This is a genomic window from Pseudomonas sp. 3296 (genome assembly GCF_031456615.1).
In the GTDB taxonomy this organism is placed as follows: Bacteria; Pseudomonadota; Gammaproteobacteria; order Pseudomonadales; family Pseudomonadaceae; genus Aquipseudomonas; species Aquipseudomonas mucoides.
In genome coordinates this window covers 186,104-203,968 of sequence record NZ_JAVDUY010000006.1, presented here as the reverse complement: position 1 = coordinate 203,968, position 17,865 = coordinate 186,104, and the positions used below count along the sequence as shown (strand labels likewise).

Here is a 17,865-nt window from a genome sequence, read left to right as displayed (position 1 = left end):
TGAACGTTGGGCCAGGCTAATGAAGTGCGAAGCCCGCTGTCGGAGTCGAAGATGAAAAACTGGCTGGACGAGATCAAGTGGGACGCTGATGGCCTGGTGCCGGCGATTGCCCAGGATCACAAGACCGGGCGCGTCCTGATGATGGCCTGGATGAACCGTGAAGCGTTGGAACTGACCGCTGCCGAGAACCGTGCCATTTACTGGTCGCGTTCCCGTGGCAAGCTGTGGCGCAAGGGCGAAGAGTCCGGCCACGTGCAAACCCTGCATGAGATGCGCCTGGATTGCGACGCCGATGTGATCATCCTGATGGTCGAGCAGATCGGCGATATCGCCTGTCATACCGGCCGCCAAAGCTGCTTCTACCGCGTCTATGAGAACGGCGACTGGACAACCGTCGACCCGGTCCTGAAAGATCCGCACGCCATCTATTCCGCAGGACACAAACATGAGTGACACTCTGACCCGCCTGGCCGCAGTGCTGGAAGAGCGCAAAGGCGCCGCCGCCGACAGCTCGTATGTCGCCAGCCTGTACCACAAGGGCTTGAACAAGATTCTGGAAAAAGTCGGCGAAGAGTCGGTCGAAACCATCATTGCCGCCAAGGATGCCGCCATCAGCGGTGACTGCAGCGATGTGATCTACGAGACCGCCGATTTGTGGTTCCACAGCATGGTCATGCTCGCCCAACTGGGGCAGCATCCACAGGCTGTACTTGATGAACTGGACCGTCGCTTCGGTCTGTCCGGACACGCCGAGAAAGCCTCGCGCCCGTCCGCCTGAACAATTATTAGAGAGGAGCAGCAACATGGGCATTTTTGACTGGAAACACTGGATCGTCATCCTGGTTGTTGTCGTACTGGTATTCGGCACCAAGAAACTGAAAAACCTCGGTACGGACGTGGGCGAGTCGATCAAGGGCTTCAAGAAAGCCATGAACGACGACGAAAAACCGGCCGATCCGACCGTGACCCCGGCGCAACCGGTTCCACCTGTTCAGCCGCAGACCACGCAATCGGTGAACCAGCCGCACACCATCGACGTGCAGGCACAAAAAGTCGAAGAGCCGATCCGCAAAGACGTGTGAGCACTGACTAATGTTTGGTATCAGCTTCTCTGAACTGCTGCTCGTCGGCCTCGTGGCCCTGCTGGTGCTGGGGCCCGAGCGCTTGCCGGGTGCTGCGCGCACCGCCGGCCTGTGGGTCGGGCGCTTGAAGCGCAGCTTCAACGCGATCAAACAGGAAGTTGAACGTGAAATCGGTGCCGACGAGATTCGTCGGCAGCTGCACAACGAGCACATTCTGTCGCTGGAGCAGGAGGCGCGGAAGATTTTCTCGCCGACCCAGCAGGAACCGACGCCGGTGGAGCATGTGGGGGAACAGACGATTCACGCGCCTGTCGCAGTCACTGAACCAACGCCTGCGCCAGCGCCTGTTGTAGCGACTGCCCAACCTGAGTCCGTTGTATCAGTACCACCGGTTGCTCCTGCCGCCGCGCCGACAGCGCCGGCCCCTCATGACCCAACACTGCCGCCGCGAGCCCCATGAGCGATCTCCCCGAAAACGACCAGCACATGCCGCTGGTTTCGCACCTCACCGAGTTGCGCACCCGACTGCTGCGCTGTGTAGCGGCGATATTCATCATCTTCGCCGGGTTGTTTGCCTTCACCCAGCAGATCTACACCTTCGTCTCCACGCCGCTGCGCGCGTACCTGCCCGCCGGCGCGACGATGATTGCCACCGACGTGTCGTCGCCGTTCCTGACGCCGTTGAAGCTGACCATGATGGTCTCGCTGTTCCTGGCGATCCCGGTGATCCTGCACCAGATCTGGGGCTTCATCGCGCCAGGCCTGTACAAGCATGAAAAGCGCATCGCAGTGCCGCTGCTGATGTCCAGCATCGTGCTGTTCTACACCGGCATGGCGTTCGCCTATTACCTGGTGTTCCCGTTGATCTTCAAGTTCTTTGCCGCCGCCACCCCGGCCGGCGTGGAAATGATGACCGACATCACCAGCTACCTCGATTTCGTCATGACGCTGTTCTTCGCCTTCGGCGTGGCGTTTGAAATCCCGGTGGCCGTGGTACTGCTGGTGTGGATTGGCGTGGTCGACGTCAAATACCTGAAGAAAATCCGCCCGTACGTGGTCATCGGCTGCTTCGTGGTCGGCATGATCCTTACGCCGCCGGACATCTTCTCGCAGACGCTGTTGGCGGTACCAATGTGGCTGCTGTTCGAGATCGGCATCCTGTTTGGCAGCCTGATCAGCAAACGTGGCGAGCATCCGGACGACCAACCGGTTGACGATCACAACGACCAGCCGCCAGCGACCCAACCGTGAACCTGCTGCTGCTCGAAGAAGCCGATTTCATTGCGGCCGACCGGGTGATCCTGCGCGATCGCCGGTTGACTCACATGCAGGAAGTTCACCGCTGCGAAGTCGGTGACAGCATGCGTGTCGGTCGGATCGGCGGGTTGATGGGCGCGGCCGAGGTGTTGCGCCTGGACGCCGCTGAAGCCGAATTGCGCGTCACCCTCGACCAACCGCCCCCGAACAAGCTGCCGTTGACCCTGGTGTTGGCCCTGCCGCGCCCGAAAATGCTGCGCAGGGTGTTTCAGACCGTGGCCGCCATGGGTGTGCCGCGCGTCGTGCTGGTGAACAGCTATCGCGTCGAGAAGAGCTTCTGGCAAACCCCGTTCCTGGAACCCGAAGCGATTCGCGAACAATTGATCCTCGGCCTCGAACAGGCCCGGGACAGTGTGCTGCCTGAGATCGTTATCGAGAAGCGCTTCAAGCCCTTCGTTGAGGACCGTCTGCCGGCGATCACCGAGGGCACCCTCGGCCTGGTCGGACATCCCGGAAACTACCCGCCTTGCCCCCGCGGCCTCGACGAACCGGTGACCCTGGCCATCGGCCCCGAAGGTGGCTGGATCCCTTACGAAATCGACCTGCTGGGCAAATCCGGCCTGCAACCGGTACAACTCGGCGAGCGCATCCTGCGCGTCGAGACCGCCGTCACCGCCCTGCTCGCCCGCCTGTTCTAATACGGTCCCCTGTATCAGCTGGCGAAGCCTGCTGCTACAGGGACGGTGATCGTCGCAAGTCTTTCATTCGCCCTACAGAACCGGTCCTGCCTGCCGATACAGTTCCCACAAAACCAATCAGTGGTCCAGGGAGTTGTAGCATGTACCAATGGCTAGCCGAGAATCTGGGGAACATCCGCGTCAATCGCAAACTGGGAATCGGTTTCGGTCTGGTGCTGTTGCTTACCCTGTTGATCACCTTCACCGGCTGGACTGGTCTGAGCGACGTGACGAGCCGTGGCGACAAGCTCGGGTTCATCGCCAGCCTCAATGACCTGACCAAAGACCTGCGCCTGGCCCGTCTGGACTATGAAATGCGCCGCGGCGAACAAGGCCCCGGGGCGGTCAACGACAAGCTGGCGCAACTCGATGCGGGCCTGCAAACCGCCCGCAAACTGATTGAGCAACCGGCCGACGCGGCAATGGTTGACCAGCAATTGGCCGCCGTCAGCCAGTACAAACAAGCGTTCAGCGCGATGATCCAGGCCGGTGCCAACCGCGAAGACGCGCGCAGCAAACTCGGGGCCACCGCCGACAACGCCGTCGCCCGCGTCGCCGAAGTCGAGAAATCCCTGCTGCAAGGCGACAACGTCGCCCAGTTCAATAACGTGATCGATTTGAGCAAATTGATTCAGCAAGCGCGCTTCCAGGTTCGCGGCTACACCTACAGCGCCAAACCCGAAGCCGAACAGCCTGCACTGGACGCCATCGACAACGCCCTGAATGACCTCGAAAGCCTGCCGTCCAAACTGCCGGAAGAGCACACCGCCAACCTGCAACAGGCCAGCGACTCGCTCAAGGCCTACCGTGCCGCCGTCAGCCAGTACCGTGACTCCCAGGTCGCCAGTGCTGCCGCACTCGTGCGCATGGCCGAGCAAGGCGATATCCTGCTCGACGTCAGCAAAAGACTCACCGTGTCGCAAACCATCGTCCGCGATACCGATGCGGCTCACGCCAAGAACATGCTGCTGATGGCCACCGCCCTGGCCTTGGCCTTCGGCATGGTCGCGGCCTGGGCAATCACCCGCCAGATCGTCATCCCGCTGAACCAGACCCTGAAAATGGCTGAACGTGTGGCCGCCGGCGACCTGACTCACAACCTGACCTCCAAGCGTCGCGACGAGCTCGGCCAGCTTCAGCGCGCCATGCAGAGCATGACCCTGGGCCTGCGGGAACTGATCGGCGGCATCAGCGACGGCGTGACACAAATCGCCAGCGCCGCCGAAGAGTTGTCGGCGGTCACCGAGCAGACCAGTGCCGGGGTCAACAGCCAGAAAGTCGAGACCGATCAGGTAGCGACCGCAATGAACGAAATGACAGCGACCGTGCAAGAAGTCGCACGCAATGCCGAAGAAGCTTCCGAAGCCGCCGTCGCCGCCGATCAGCAAGCCCGCGAAGGTGACAAAGTGGTCAGCGAAGCCATCGCCCAGATCGAACGCCTCGCCCTCGAAGTAGGCAATTCCACCGCCGCGATGGGCGATCTCAAACGCGAAAGCGACAAGATCGGCAGCGTGCTCGACGTCATCAAATCCGTGGCCCAACAAACCAACCTGCTGGCCCTTAACGCCGCCATCGAAGCCGCCCGTGCCGGTGAAGCCGGACGCGGTTTTGCGGTGGTGGCCGATGAAGTTCGCAGCCTGGCGCAACGCACCCAGAAGTCCACCGAAGAAATCGAAGAGCTGATCGTCGGCTTGCAAAACGGCACCCAGCAAGTCGCCACGATCATGGACAACAGCCGCGTTCTGACCGACAGCAGCGTCGAACTGACCCGCCGCGCCGGGGGCTCACTGGAAAGCATCACCCGCACCGTGTCGGCGATTCAGTCGATGAATCAGCAGATCGCCGCCGCTGCCGAGCAGCAAACGGCAGTGGCCGAGGAGATCAACCGTAGCGTGCTGAACGTGCGTGACGTGTCCGAGCAGACCTCGGCAGCCAGTGAAGAGACAGCGGCGTCCAGCATTGAGCTGGCGCGGCTGGGGACGCATCTGCAGATGCTGGTGGGCAGGTTCAAGGTTTGAGGTGATGCGGACTGATCGTTCCCACGCAGAGCGTGGGAACGGTCGACTAGAGAACCTGACGCAAAAACGCCTGAGCCCGCGGATCCTTCGGTGCATCAAAGAACTGCGCCGGTGAAGCATCTTCCAGCAATTTGCCGTGATCGAAGAACAACACCCGATCCGCCACTTCCCGCGCAAAGCCCATTTCATGGGTGACGCAAACCATGGTCATACCTTCCACGGCCAGGGTTTTCATCACGTCCAGCACTTCGCCGACCATTTCCGGGTCCAGCGCCGAGGTCGGCTCATCGAACAACATGACCTTCGGCTCCATGGCCAACGCCCGGGCAATCGCCACGCGCTGTTGCTGGCCGCCGGACAGACGCGACGGAAACTCGTGGGCTTTCTGTGCAATGCCGACCTTTTCCAGCAACACCAGGGCCTTGGCCTCGCGCTCTTTCTTGCCGCGTTTGCGCACGACTTTCTGCGCCAGGCAGAGGTTTTCCAGTACGGTCATATGCGGGAACAGGTTGAAGTGCTGAAACACCATGCCGACTTCGCGCCGGTAGGCGTTGACGTCGGTTTTCGGGTCGGCCAGTTCCAGACCGTCAATGCTTACCGAACCCGAGTCGAATGCTTCCAGGCCGTTAAGGCAGCGCAGAAAGGTCGATTTACCGGAGCCGGACGGGCCGATCACCACCAGCACTTCACCCTTGGCCACGTGCGTGGTGACGTTATCCACCGCGCGAACCACCTGGCCGCGGGTATCGAAGACTTTTACCAGATCGCGAACTTCAATCACTTTGCGCGAGCCTCCGCTCAAGCCGGCTGGCGATTTTCGACAGCGGCAGGTTGATCAACAGGTACAACCCGGCCACGCAGAACAGGATTTCGAATGGCGAGAACGAGGTGGTGATGACTTCACGACCGCTTTTCAACAGCTCGGTAATTGCGATGACCGAAACCAGCGACGTGTCCTTGACCAGGCTGATGAATTGCCCGGCCAAGGGCGGCAATACCCGCTTCAAGGCTTGCGGCATCACCACGTGGCGCATCGACTGGCCAGCGCTCAGCCCCAACGAACGCGCGGCTTCGTTCTGGCCGCGGGCGATGGACTGCACGCCGGAACGAATGATTTCCGCGACGTAGGCGCCCGTGAACAGCGACAACGCCGCGATCCCGGCGAATTCCCGGGACAGGTTCATCACGGTGCCGATGAAGAAATAGAAAATGAAGATCTGTACCAGTAGCGGTGTGCCACGGACCAGTTCGACGTAAATGGTCGAGAGGTCGCGCAGGGTCGGATTGCTCGACAGTCGGCACAAACCGGTGACAAGACCGATCAACAGACCGAGTACGCCAGACACAACGGACAACCACAACGTGGTCCACAGCCCCCAAAGCAGTGGACCGGCGGCCCAATGGCGTGTCACGCCGATCACATCGCCTTCGGCCACCTCATCGCCTTGGGCGACTTGCAGGCTGTTGTCGTCGACGGTCAAACGTTGCTCATCACCCGCGTCGTTGCGCAGGGTGACTTCGGCTTTATCGCCCTTGCGCACCAGTTCGCTGACGGTGGAGATGTCGGCGGCGCGCTGGGATTCTTCGGCGTGGTAGGCAAAGTATTGCGGCACGCGGTTCCAGCGCCATTCATAAGACATCAGCGAGGTGGCGTAATACAACGCGCCGGCCAGGCCGATCAGCACCAGCACGGTTAAAACGTGCCAGGGCCATTGGGATTTTTTTTGTTTCATTACGGGTTCCGCAGTTTGTATTGCCTTTGAGGCGACGCGGTCAGTCTGACCGGCGCTTACTCCATGTCCTTGAGCCAAGCGGTGTCTTTGAACCACTTGTCATGGATGCGATCGTAGGTGCCGTCTTCGTGGATCTGGTGCAGGAAGTTGTTGATGAAGTTGATGCTGTCGTAGTCACCCTTCTTCAAGCCGAAAGCCAGCGGCTCGTAGGTGAACGGCTTGTCGAGGAACACCAGTTTGCCGGCGCCAACCTTGTTGACCGCCACCACGTTGTACGGCGCGTCGTAGATGAAGGCATCAGCCTTGCCATTGACCACGTCCAGCACCGCTTCCTGTTCATTGTCATAGCCGTGGTACTTGGCTTTGGAGATCAGCTTCTTGGCGACCATCTCGCCGGTGGTGCCGAGCTTGGAGGTGATGCGGTAGTCGGCGGTGTTCAAGTCCTTATAGGACTTGATGGTGCCCTCCAGCTCTTTGCGGATCAGCAGGGTCTGACCGACGACGATAAACGGTTCGCTGAAGTTCAGGCGCAGGTTGCGTTCCTGGGTCAGGGTCATCCCGCTGCCGATCATGTCGAACTTGTCGGTCATCAGGGCCGGGATGATGCCGTCGTAGCCGGTGGACACCAGCTCCAGCTTGACGCCCATGGCTTTGGACATGGCTTTGAGGATGTCGACTTCGAAACCGATGATCTCGCCGCGCTTGTTGGTCATCTCGAACGGCATGTAGGTCGGGTCCATGCCGACTTTCAGCGTGCCGCGCTTGACCGCGTCATCGATGGCACCGGCCTGCGCCGCGCTGACTGCAACCAATGCCGTGACGCCGACCAGCAGCATCGAGAGATACTTCTTCATCATCATGTCCCCAAAACCATTGCGGTGTGAGGCGCGCAAAAACGGCGGTTTCCCTCGGGAAACACACCCATACGGACAAAAATTATCCAGGCGCACCAATTCGGGGACGGATCCTAAACTACTCGCCCGTTTGCACAAGGGTTAAGCGGAATTTGTTGCCTGACACTGCGCAAAAAAAACCCCGCTTTCGCGGGGTTTTTTATTACGCCAACTGAGGCTGTGCGCTCAGCGGCTTGAGCGGCAGCAACGGCGCGTGGGGATCGGCTTTCACCGATTGACGCCAGGCTTGCAGCCATTCGGGGTGGCCTTCACTCCAGATCTGCTGATGCAGACGACCCAATGCCACCGGGTCACTCAGCAATTGCACACGCTCATTGTTGTTCAAGCCGTGCGGCCCGACTTTCAAGGCGTGACGAACCCGCTCTACCCGCAGCCATTCGATTGGCTCGGCCTGACCGTGACGCGAGGTCGCCAGCGCGCACGCCAGGGCGTTCTGCTGCGGGTCAACCACCGACCGGAGGAAGCCATCGTTCAGTGCGTGATAACGGTTTTCGTGGGTGTACTGGTCTGTGGCCAGCAACGCCTGTGGCGGATTGTATTCCTCAGGGATCAGGAACAGGCTCTCGTCACGGGACTTCAGGCCCAGACCGACACGACTGGAAATCACCGACACCGGAATCGACAGCATCAACGAACCGACAATCGGCACCAGCCACCACAGGAAGCTCGGGTTCAGCCAGATCACCAGCAAGGCCCAGAAGAAGCCCAGCAAGGTCTGCGGACCGTGGCGCTTGACCGCCTCGCTCCATGGCGTGGAATCGTCGTCACGTTGTGGCGAGTTCCAGGTCGCGGCCCAGCCGAGGAACGCGGCCAGTACGAAACGGGTGTGGAAAATCATCCGCACCGGCGCCAGCAGCATGGAGAACAGTACCTCCAGCAGCATCGACATCGTCACCTTGAACTTGCCACCGAACTCTTTCGCACCTTTGGCCCAGATCAGGAGGATGCTCAACAGCTTCGGCAGGAACAGCAGCACGATGGTTGTGGAGAACAGCGCCACAGCCTTGTCCGGATGCCATTGCGGCCACAGCGGATACAGCTGTCGCGGCTCCATGAAGTATTGCGGTTCCATCAGCGTGTTGACCGCCAGCAGCGCCGTTGACAGCACGAGGAAGAAGAACCACAACGGCGCTGACAGGTAAGACATCACGCCGGTCAGGAACACCGCCCGGTGAACCGGGTGCATGCCCTTGACCAGGAACAGGCGGAAGTTCATCAGGTTACCGTGGCACCAGCGACGGTCACGCTTGAGTTCGTCCAGCAGGTTCGGCGGCAGTTCTTCGTAGCTGCCCGGCAAATCGTAGGCAATCCACACGCCCCAGCCGGCACGGCGCATCAGCGCGGCTTCCACGAAGTCGTGGGACAGGATCGCACCGGCGAACGCGCCTTTACCCGGCAACGGCGCCAGGGCGCAGTGCTCGATGAACGGCTTCATGCGGATAATAGCGTTGTGGCCCCAGTAGTGGGATTCACCCAACTGCCAGAAGTGCAGACCGGCGGTAAACAAAGGACCGTACACGCGAGTCGCAAACTGCTGCATGCGTGCATACAGGGTGTCCATGCCCGACGCACGCGGCGCGGTCTGGATGATCCCGGCGTCCGGCGTGGCTTCCATCAAGCGCACCAGGCTGGTCAGGCATTCACCGCTCATCACGGAGTCCGCGTCGAGCACGACCATGTATTTGTAGTCACCGCCCCAACGACGGCAGAAGTCGTCGAGGTTACCGCTTTTACGTTTCACGCGACGGCGACGGCGGCGATAGAAGATCTTGCCGAAGCCACCGGCTTCGCGGCAGACGTCCAGCCAGGCTTGCTGCTCGGCAACGCAGATGTCGGCATCGTTACTGTCGCTGAGGACGAAGAAGTCGAAGCGATCCAGGTCACCCGTGGCCGCTACCGATTCAAACGTCGCCCGCAGACCGGCAAATACACGCGGCACGTCTTCGTTGCAGATCGGCATCACCAGTGCGGTGCGCGCGTCCTTTGGAATCGGCTCATTACCGGCACTTTTACCGGAGATGCGGTATTTATCGTGCCCGGTGAGCAACTCGAGGAAGCCCATCAGCGCGGTCCAGAAACCGGCCGACACCCAGCAGAACAAAATCCCGAACAGGATCAGGATGCTGGTTTGCAATGCGTATGGCAGCACTTGTGTGGCGGTTTGCAGCAGCGGTTGATGCAGCACTTCGTTGAGGTCGACAAATGACCAGCCCTGGTACGGCATGATGCCTTTCATGTACCAGCCGGCGACGATGGTCTGACCGAGCATCAATACCAGCAGAATGTAGCGACGGATCGAACCGACCGTGCGCCAGCGAGCTGCTGGCAACACACGTTCATCTTTCGGCGGAGCCGGCGGATTGGTGCGACCGGTCAGGCGACGCCAGCCACGGACCAGAATGTTGGTGCGCCACGGCTCCGGCACGACCTTGGTCCGACGAATCGGCGGGGTCGCCTTGAGGCAAACCCGACCGATGGCGTCGACCACCAGCATTTCCGCGTCTTCCAGTTCTTCAGCAGTGTTCAAGGTCAAACGACGGCCCACCGAGGCTTGGGCAGCCTCGGTCGGAGCGTCGAACGTCTTCGACGACAGACGCTGGTGCAGCTCGCTGAAGGACTGGCAGCCCGCGAGTTCCGCGCGCTGCTCGTCGGTCATCGGTAGATGCGCCAGATACTCGGCAAGCGTCTCTGGCTGTACTTGAGAATTACTCATCGGCAGACAACTGATAGCTCCAGGTCTCGGTCAGGACTTCTTCAGTCGATGCCGATTCCGGTGTGGCTGGGGCCGCGTCGGCAGCGACTGGCTGCTTGGCGTCTTTATTAGCCTTGTCCTTGGCATCTGCAACCGGCTTGGCATCGGCCTGCTTGGCCTCTGTTTGCTTGGCTTCCTTGTCGGCTTTTTCCTGTTGCTTGGCGGCAACCTTGTCGGCTTTGGCGACAGACGAATTCGAGGCTGGAACCGACGTCTTGGCCAGGTCTGCCGGCACGATGTTCTGAACCAGGGCCGCGCGCATTTCGGTGGCTTTGCTCGCATCCTTGATCTTCATGCGCAGCGTCAGGCGCCAGCCCTTGGTTTCAGGGTTGTAACGCACGCTGTTCTCGACCAGTTCGGCGTTGTCGCCCACGCTGACCTGGCTGCGAACGTCCGCATCCGGTGGCAATGCCGCCAGCGACGGGCCTTCAAAGTCCACCAGATAAGCAACGCTACCGTCCGGCTGACGGATCAGGTTGGACTGTTTAACGTCACCGGTGGAGCGCAGCGTCTGTTTGACCCAGGCACTGTCAGGCGCGTGGATGGAGGCTTCGTCCATGGTCCAGTGCATGCGATAGGCAACATCGAGCGGCTGGCCAGGCTCTGGCAGTTTTTCCGGGTTCCAGAAAGCCACGATATTATCGTTGGTTTCATCGGCGGTCGGAATCTCGACCAGATCCACGGTACCCTTGCCCCAGTCACCCTTCGGCTCGATCCAGGCGCTTGGGCGCTTGTCGTAGCGATCGTCGAGGTCTTCATAGTGGCTAAAGTCGCGGCCACGTTGCAGCAGACCGAAACCACGCGGGTTCTCGACCGAGAAGTTGCTCACCGACAGGTGTTTCGGGTTGTTCAACGGACGCCAGATCCACTCGCCGTTGCCGGCATGGATCGCCAGGCCGCTGGAATCGTGCAGCTCACGACGGTAGTTCAGCACTTTCGAAGGCTGGTTGGCGCCGAACAGGTACATGCTGGTCAATGGAGCAATACCCAGCTTGCCGACCTTGTCGCGCAGGAACATCTGCGCCTTGACGTCGACAATGGTGTCGCTGCCCGGACGCAGGGTCAGGCGATAGGCACCCGTCGCACGCGGCGAATCCAGCAAGGCGAAAATCACCAGGTGCTTGTCACCCGGCTTCGGCTGTTGAATCCAGAACTCGGTGAAACGCGGGAATTCTTCGCCGGATGGCAATGCGGTATCAATCGCCATGCCCCGGGCAGACAAACCATAAACGTGGCCCTTGCCGACGACGCGGAAGTAGCTGGCGCCGAGCATGGTCATGATTTCGTCTTGCTTGTCAGCCTTGTTGATCGGGTACAGCACCCGGAAACCGGCATAACCCAGTTGTTCGGTGGCCTTAGGATCGAACTTCACATCGCCGAAATCGAAACGACTCGGGTCATATTTGATTTCTTCGACGGAGTTAGCCGTGATTTCGTTGATTTTCACCGGTGTATCGAAATGCATACCCTGGTGATAGAACGACAGCTTGAACGGGGTTTTCTGATCCGCCCACTCAGCCTTCTCGGTCAGGAAACGAATTTTCTGATAGTCCGCGAATTTCATCTCGCGGAACTCGGCTGGCAGGTTACTGCGCGGAGCTTCGTATTTTTGCGCGGCCAGCTCTTTTGCCTTGACCGACACATCCTCCAGATTGAATGCCCAAAGCTGGCCGGCGCTGAACAGGCAGAGCAGTGCAGAGCCCGCTACCAGAGCGCTTCGAAACCGTTTGGCAGTCAATTTTGGTGCATTACAGGGACTAACAATCACGAGCAACCCTCGCCGAAAACAGATCAAAAAACCAACGGCCAGTTGAAGGGTTTGCACGGTCAACGGCATGAAAAAACCGACCTTGCAAACCACTCTTGCCAAGTTGGCGAGCATTGTTCCGACTCCGATGGGGCTAAATGATTCCCCAAACGGTCCAGGACAAGTCTCTACCTAAGTCAAAATGGACCAACGAACGCCGATCCCCGTAGCGCGCGATTATCTAGTAGGCCGCGTTACAACGCATCAGGCGCAACAAAGTATTTCTCGCGAAAAACGCCTGTTTTCAGTCGAAAAGCCCTTAAAAAGTTGTTTCAAGCGCTTTCAGGTCTGTAACAGGAAGGTTACCGGGCCATCGTTGACCAGGTGCACCTGCATATCCGCGCCGAATCTACCTGATGCCACAGTGCCATGCACCTGTTTCGCTTTACCTAATAGATAGTCGAAAAGCTCTTCACCCAACGCGGGAGGGGCCGCGGTCGAAAAACTCGGGCGCAGCCCGCTTTTGGTGTCGGCGGCCAGGGTGAACTGTGAGACCAGCAGCAACCCGCCACCGACATCCGCCAAGGACAGATTCATCTTGCCCTCGGCGTCGCTGAATACCCGATAGTTAAGCAGCTTATTGAGAAGTTTGTCGGCGCTGGCCCGGGTGTCCTCGGGCTCGACGGCAACCAGTACCAGCAATCCATGGTCGACCGCCCCAACCACCTCTCCCGCTACCTCGACTCGCGCACCCCGCACGCGTTGCAGCAGGCCCTTCATGCTTCTTCAGGTGGCAGGTCGAGCAAGCGGCGCGCCATCTGACCGGCGGCCCGCACCAGCGCATCAGTAATGCCCGGCTCGGCCGCTGCATGGCCGGCGTCACGGATGATCTGCAGCTCACTGTTCGGCCAGTTCTGGTGCAATTCCCAGGCGTTATCCAGCGGGCAAATCACATCGTAGCGACCGTGAATGATCACCCCGGGCAAATGGGCAATCTTGCCCATGTCACGAATCAACTGGTTGGGCTCAAGGAAGGCATTGTTGGTGAAGTAGTGACATTCGATGCGCGCAATCGACAACGCGCGCTGAGGTTCCGAAAAGCGATCGACCACCAGCGGGTTCGGACGCAACGTTGCGGTCCGCCCTTCCCACGTGGACCAGGCCTTGGCCGCATGCATCTGGGCAATCTGGTCGTTGCCGATCAGGCGCTTGTGGAAAGCGCTGAGCAAGTCGTCGCGCTCGTCCAGCGGGATCGGCGCAATGTAGTCCTGCCAGTAATCGGGGAACAGACGGCTGGCGCCTGCCTGGTAGAACCACTCGATTTCCTGCGGACGGCAGAGAAAGATCCCGCGCAGGATAAGGCCGTGGACACGCTCCGGGTGGGTTTGGGCGTACGCAAGCGCCAGGGTCGAACCCCAGGAGCCGCCGAACAGCACCCATTTGTCGATGCCCAGATGCTTGCGAATTCGCTCAAGGTCGGCGACCAGATCCCAGGTGGTGTTGTTTTCAAGGCTGGCGTGGGGGGTGGAGCGACCGCAACCACGCTGGTCAAAGGTGACAATGCGATACAGGTTTGGATCGAAATACCGACGGCTCTGGGCATCACACCCGGCGCCGGGGCCGCCGTGGATGAACACCACCGGCAAACCTTCCGGTGAACCGCTTTCGTCGACGTAGAGCGTATGGGTGTCATCGACGGCCAGATCGTGCCGGGCGTGGGGTTTGATCTGTGGGTACAAAGTCTGCATTGCGCGCTCCGTAAGGGGTCGAGGTCATCCCTGGGGGGACTTCTATTATTCTGCCGTCCGGCATCATAAACCCGAATTACGTCAATGAGCATGCCCCTTGCTGCGTCAGAGTCTGTCAGCCAAAAACCCGAGCAGCGTTTGATAGAGTGCATCGACTTCGGCGGCCTGGCCACGCGCGCGCAAACAGCCGTGAACCAGCCCTTCGCCATAGTACAACGTGGTGTCCACGCCAGCGGCTTCCAGTTGTTCGGCGTAGACCACACCGTCATCGCGCAGAGGATCGAATTGCGCGACGGCAATCAAGGCCGGCGGCAGTCCTCCGAAATGCCCGGCGAGCAATGGCATGGCATAAGCGCCCGGCTGTCGGCTGCCGCGCAAGTACAAGGCGTGATAGCAATCGACATCGCTGCTGCTGAGTAACGGCGCGTCGATGCATTCGCTGCGCGATGGCGATTGCTGATCGCCGCCCAGGCCCGGATAGATCAGGACCTGTGCAGCGGGCAGTGGTTCGTGGGCATCGCGTAACGCCAGGCACAACGCCGCGGCCAGATTGCCGCCAGCACTGTCCCCCATCACCAGCGTCCGCGCTGGATCCAGCCGGAACGGCCCGGTACGCAACGCGCGCCAGACCTTGAGGCAATCATCGAACCCCGCCGGATATGGATGTTCCGGCGCAAGACGGTAATCGACGGCAATCACCAACACGCCGAGTGTCGAGGCGAGCTCGGCGCAGATGAAGTCGTGGGAATCCAGATCGCCGACCACCCATCCGCCACCGTGCAGATACACGATGCACGGGCACGTATCGGACGATGGGGAGGCGTGTGGCTGATACGACCTGACGGCCACACCGGCCAATGCGAAATCGACGACATAGAGCCCTTCAGGACGCGGCGGGGTAAACGCCCGGCACATCTCGCTGTAGGCCAGGCGCAAACCGGCGAGGCTGGTGTCGGTGCTGTTGAAGCTGACGGTCTTCTCTACGAAGGCCGTCATCTGTTCGGAAAGCGGGTAGGAAGTCATAAGCCGGGTGCCAGTCCGTTCAGGTATTTGTGGAGTGCAACCCTGTGGGAGCGAGCCTGCTCGCGATGAGGGCGTGTCAGTCGACACAACTATTGTCTGACCCTCCGCCTTCGCGAGCAGGCTCGCACACAAGTCGTGCATCTGAACTCAGTTTTTCAAAGTGGCCTGTACGGTTGCGACGCCGTCCTTGCCATCAAAACTGGACACGCCCGCCAGCCAGCGCTGCAAATCTTCCGGGTGATCACGCAACCATTGCCTGGCCACATCCTGCGGCGTCTTGCGCTCCATGATCGGCACCATCAACTGGCTTTCCTGGGACGCGGTAAACGTCAGGTTTTCCAGTAGACGATTGACGTTCGGGCAACGCTGGGCGTAATCCGGCGCGGTGACGGTGGAAACGGTGGCCGCGCCTTCGTTCGGCCCATACACGTCTTCACTGCCGGTCAGGTAGGCAATCTTCATGTTGATGTTCATCGGGTGCGGCTTCCAGCCGACGAACACCACGAACTCCTTGCGATTCACCGCGCGTTGCACGGCGGCAAGCATGCCCGCCTCACCAGACTCGATCAGCTTGAAATCCTTCAAGCCAAAGTGATTGGTCTCGATCATGGTTTTGATTGTGGTGTTGGCGCCGCTACCCGGCTCGATGCCATAAATCTTGCCACCGAGCTGGTCCTTGAATTTTGCGATATCGGCGAAGGTTTTCAGTCCGGCGGCGGCCACGTAATCCGGCACCGCGAGCGTCGCCTGGGCATCGGCCAGGCTCGGTTTGTCCATAACCTTCACTTGATTGGCGGCCACGAACGGCGCGATGTTTTTGTCCATCGCCGGTTTCCAGTAACCGAGGAAGATGTCGAGCCGCTTGTCGCGGATGCCGGCGAAGATGATTTGCTGCACGGCGCTGGTTTGCTTGCTTTCGTAGCCCAGGCCATTGAGCAGCACATCGGCCATGCCGCTGGTGGCGATGACGTCGGTCCAGTTGACCACGCCCATGCGCACGGCTTTGCAGGAAGCATCGTCACTGGCCAGGACGCTGGTACTCAAAAGAACCGTGCCGCAGAGGGTTGAGAGACAGCGGGTGAACAGTCTTTTCATCGGGAGAGCCTCGTGCGGCAGATTATTCTGAGGGCCGGTGTCTTCGTGCACCGTGCTCAGCACATTACGCAGCAGCGAGAGGGTAAAAGCGAACTGTGGCGACCGAGATTTGCACGGTGGCGACTGTCTCGCGAGATCGTTCCGAGGCTCTGCGCGCACACTCAAATAAAACGCCAGAGAGTGTATGCAGGTAAACAATATAGCCAAACAACATAAAAACTGTCAGAAGTACCAGCAGACAAGAAACCTGAAGAAATATTAAATCGACAAGGAAGCCGTAATTACACCCTCCTCGAATATAATATTTCAATCCAGGAAATTTATTATGAGCACACCTTCCACTTCACAAATACTTAATGAAGAATTTACTGCCACCATAAAATTCCCAGCTGGAAATTTTGCATTCAAGGCAAACAAGATAAACATAAAAGAGAGCATTGATGCTTCTGGAAGTAAATGCTGGGAGCTACAGGCCTTCCACGATATTTTTAAAGATTCCCCCCCAAAAGCTGGCTTAGCAGGCATCAAAGAGGTTATCGCAATTCACTTATATATTGGAGAAGAGCTCAAGGGAACAAACGAAGCGCTGGTCTCCGCACGCCTCCCACCCAACGTGATCAAACACAGTGGAAACCTATTCAAGATAGTCGACAGAAACCCTGACAAAGACAATCTGATAGATACGACCGATAACTACCTGGGCATCGAAGGTTGGACAAGTTACGAATGGGATCAACAGCGAACACGGATCAAAGGCACTTTCAATCTTCTGGTAATGGACCACGACAATCCAGGCCCCACTACAGATATCCGAATAATGAATGGAAACTTCAATTTATTAAACAGAGGCCAACATTCTATTTAATTCCAGTTCAATACAGAGGGCGATTTTCCACCATCAAGAATCGCCCCCAACCTTAATCATCCCCTCACTCTGCGCGGGAATGATCGATCAGTCAGCCGTAGTGGTTTTCGCCCCAGGCCAGCAGGCCTTGCAGCAATTCCTTGAGCACCACTTGCGTCGGCTCGGCCAGATCCGGGCGATAGCGGAACGGCTCGAACTCTTCCATGTACGTGCACTGGCCCAACTCCAGTTGCACCGCATGGATGTTCTCGGCCGGGTTGCCGTAATGGCGGGTGATGTGGCCGCCCTTGAAACGACCGTTCAGCACATGGCCGTAGTCGGCGTGACGCGCGCAGATTGCTTCCAGCTGAGTGGCCAACTGCGGATCGCAACTGGCGCCATTGAAAGTGCCGAGGTTGAAGTCCGGCAGTTTGCCGTCGAACAGGTGCGGGATGATCGAGCGGATGGAGTGCGCGTCGAACAGCAACGCATAACCGAACTCGGCTTTCAGTCGCGCCAGCTCGTTCTGCAAAGTCGTGTGATATGGCGTCCAGATCTGTTCCAGATAGGTGGCACGCTCTTCTTTCGAAGGCTCCAACCCTTCGCGGAACAATGGAATGCCATCGAACAGCGTCGCCGGGTACAGGCCGGTGGTCGCGCCGACATACAAAGGCTTGTCGTCGGATGGCCGGTTCAGGTCGATCACGAATCGCGAATACTCGGCCGCCAACGTGCTTGCGCCCAACTCTGCGGCAAACGCGTAAAGCTGCGGAATGTGCCAGTCGGTGTCCGGCAGGCTGCGGGCGTCGGGGATCAACCCGGCTTCGACCGCCTGGGTCAGGCGCAGGCCCGCGTGAGGCATGCTGATCAGCAGCGGCACGCGGCCTTGTTTGAAGCTCAGAACCTTATCCACAA

General features: G+C 59.3%; 18 protein-coding genes and 1 pseudogene. 9 read left to right on the top strand and 10 right to left on the bottom strand.

Annotation, left to right across the window (positions count from 1 at the left end):
- The first annotated feature begins 51 nt into the window (after positions 1-51).
- The 8 genes and pseudogenes from hisI to J2X66_RS30260 all read left to right on the top strand — a co-directional run bounded on the left by hisI (position 52) and on the right by J2X66_RS30260 (position 5,094).
- On the top strand, positions 52-453 hold the full coding sequence (hisI, locus tag J2X66_RS17715; protein ID WP_007989281.1) for a phosphoribosyl-AMP cyclohydrolase: 402 nt from the start codon (positions 52-54) through the stop codon (positions 451-453).
- A complete protein-coding gene (locus tag J2X66_RS17710) occupies positions 446-778 on the top strand; it encodes a phosphoribosyl-ATP diphosphatase (RefSeq protein WP_027922119.1) in 333 nt (110 codons plus the stop codon). Before hisI ends, J2X66_RS17710 begins: the two co-directional genes overlap by 8 nt.
- A 25-nt stretch (positions 779-803) precedes the next feature.
- Entirely contained in the window at positions 804-1,082 is a 279-nt protein-coding gene (locus J2X66_RS17705) for a twin-arginine translocase TatA/TatE family subunit (RefSeq protein ID WP_010464483.1), read from the top strand.
- Between the two features lie 10 nt (positions 1,083-1,092).
- A complete protein-coding gene (tatB, locus tag J2X66_RS17700; protein WP_310266598.1) occupies positions 1,093-1,542 on the top strand; it encodes a Sec-independent protein translocase protein TatB in 450 nt (149 codons plus the stop codon).
- Positions 1,539-2,333 carry a twin-arginine translocase subunit TatC gene (gene tatC / locus J2X66_RS17695; RefSeq protein ID WP_027922121.1) on the top strand — a complete coding sequence of 265 codons (795 nt, stop codon included), beginning with the start codon at positions 1,539-1,541 and terminating at the stop codon, positions 2,331-2,333. The genes tatB and tatC overlap by 4 nt, the downstream gene beginning before the upstream one ends.
- The gene (locus J2X66_RS17690; RefSeq protein ID WP_310266593.1) at positions 2,330-3,037 is read left to right on the top strand and encodes a 16S rRNA (uracil(1498)-N(3))-methyltransferase; all 708 of its coding nucleotides are present in this window, start codon (positions 2,330-2,332) and stop codon (positions 3,035-3,037) included. Before tatC ends, J2X66_RS17690 begins: the two co-directional genes overlap by 4 nt.
- A 140-nt stretch (positions 3,038-3,177) precedes the next feature.
- Positions 3,178-4,236 (top strand): annotated as a pseudogene (locus J2X66_RS30265) (methyl-accepting chemotaxis protein); the annotation flags it as partial.
- A complete protein-coding gene (locus J2X66_RS30260; RefSeq protein WP_405046788.1) occupies positions 4,222-5,094 on the top strand; it encodes a methyl-accepting chemotaxis protein in 873 nt (290 codons plus the stop codon). The pseudogene J2X66_RS30265 and the gene J2X66_RS30260, both read left to right, overlap by 15 nt.
- A 46-nt stretch (positions 5,095-5,140) precedes the next feature.
- Here the strand turns inward: J2X66_RS30260 and J2X66_RS17680 are convergent, their stop codons facing one another.
- The 9 genes from J2X66_RS17680 to J2X66_RS17640 all read right to left on the bottom strand — a co-directional run bounded on the left by J2X66_RS17680 (position 5,141) and on the right by J2X66_RS17640 (position 16,106).
- Positions 5,141-5,875, bottom strand: a complete 735-nt coding sequence (locus J2X66_RS17680; protein ID WP_310266589.1) for an amino acid ABC transporter ATP-binding protein — start codon at positions 5,873-5,875, stop codon at positions 5,141-5,143.
- Complete coding sequence (locus J2X66_RS17675; RefSeq protein ID WP_310266587.1) at positions 5,868-6,827, bottom strand: amino acid ABC transporter permease; 960 nt, start codon at positions 6,825-6,827, stop codon at positions 5,868-5,870. The genes J2X66_RS17680 and J2X66_RS17675 overlap by 8 nt, the downstream gene beginning before the upstream one ends.
- Before the next feature lie 56 nt (positions 6,828-6,883).
- The gene (locus J2X66_RS17670) at positions 6,884-7,681 is read right to left on the bottom strand and encodes a transporter substrate-binding domain-containing protein (RefSeq protein ID WP_310266586.1); all 798 of its coding nucleotides are present in this window, start codon (positions 7,679-7,681) and stop codon (positions 6,884-6,886) included.
- A 202-nt stretch (positions 7,682-7,883) separates the two neighbouring features.
- Positions 7,884-10,454, bottom strand: a complete 2,571-nt coding sequence (gene mdoH / locus J2X66_RS17665; protein WP_310266583.1) for a glucans biosynthesis glucosyltransferase MdoH — start codon at positions 10,452-10,454, stop codon at positions 7,884-7,886.
- The gene (locus J2X66_RS17660; protein ID WP_310267177.1) at positions 10,447-12,261 is read right to left on the bottom strand and encodes a glucan biosynthesis protein; all 1,815 of its coding nucleotides are present in this window, start codon (positions 12,259-12,261) and stop codon (positions 10,447-10,449) included. Before J2X66_RS17660 ends, mdoH begins: the two co-directional genes overlap by 8 nt.
- Positions 12,262-12,582: 321 nt before the next feature.
- Positions 12,583-13,020, bottom strand: a complete 438-nt coding sequence (gene dtd, locus J2X66_RS17655; protein ID WP_310266580.1) for a D-aminoacyl-tRNA deacylase — start codon at positions 13,018-13,020, stop codon at positions 12,583-12,585.
- On the bottom strand, positions 13,017-13,988 hold the full coding sequence (pip, locus tag J2X66_RS17650; protein WP_027922130.1) for a prolyl aminopeptidase: 972 nt from the start codon (positions 13,986-13,988) through the stop codon (positions 13,017-13,019). The genes dtd and pip overlap by 4 nt, the downstream gene beginning before the upstream one ends.
- Before the next feature lie 105 nt (positions 13,989-14,093).
- Positions 14,094-15,011 carry an alpha/beta hydrolase gene (locus J2X66_RS17645; protein ID WP_310266578.1) on the bottom strand — a complete coding sequence of 306 codons (918 nt, stop codon included), beginning with the start codon at positions 15,009-15,011 and terminating at the stop codon, positions 14,094-14,096.
- A gap of 147 nt (positions 15,012-15,158) precedes the next feature.
- Positions 15,159-16,106 carry a choline ABC transporter substrate-binding protein gene (locus tag J2X66_RS17640; RefSeq protein ID WP_310266575.1) on the bottom strand — a complete coding sequence of 316 codons (948 nt, stop codon included), beginning with the start codon at positions 16,104-16,106 and terminating at the stop codon, positions 15,159-15,161.
- A gap of 325 nt (positions 16,107-16,431) precedes the next feature.
- Here J2X66_RS17640 and J2X66_RS17635 point away from each other — a divergent pair, with 325 nt between their 5' ends.
- A complete protein-coding gene (locus J2X66_RS17635; RefSeq protein WP_310266572.1) occupies positions 16,432-16,971 on the top strand; it encodes a hypothetical protein in 540 nt (179 codons plus the stop codon).
- Between the two features lie 91 nt (positions 16,972-17,062).
- On the opposite strand, the gene hutG is transcribed toward J2X66_RS17635, so the two are convergent.
- Positions 17,063-17,863, bottom strand: coding sequence for an N-formylglutamate deformylase (gene hutG, locus J2X66_RS17630; protein WP_310266569.1), 801 nt, complete (start codon positions 17,861-17,863; stop codon positions 17,063-17,065).
- Between the last annotated feature and the right edge of the window lie 2 nt (positions 17,864-17,865).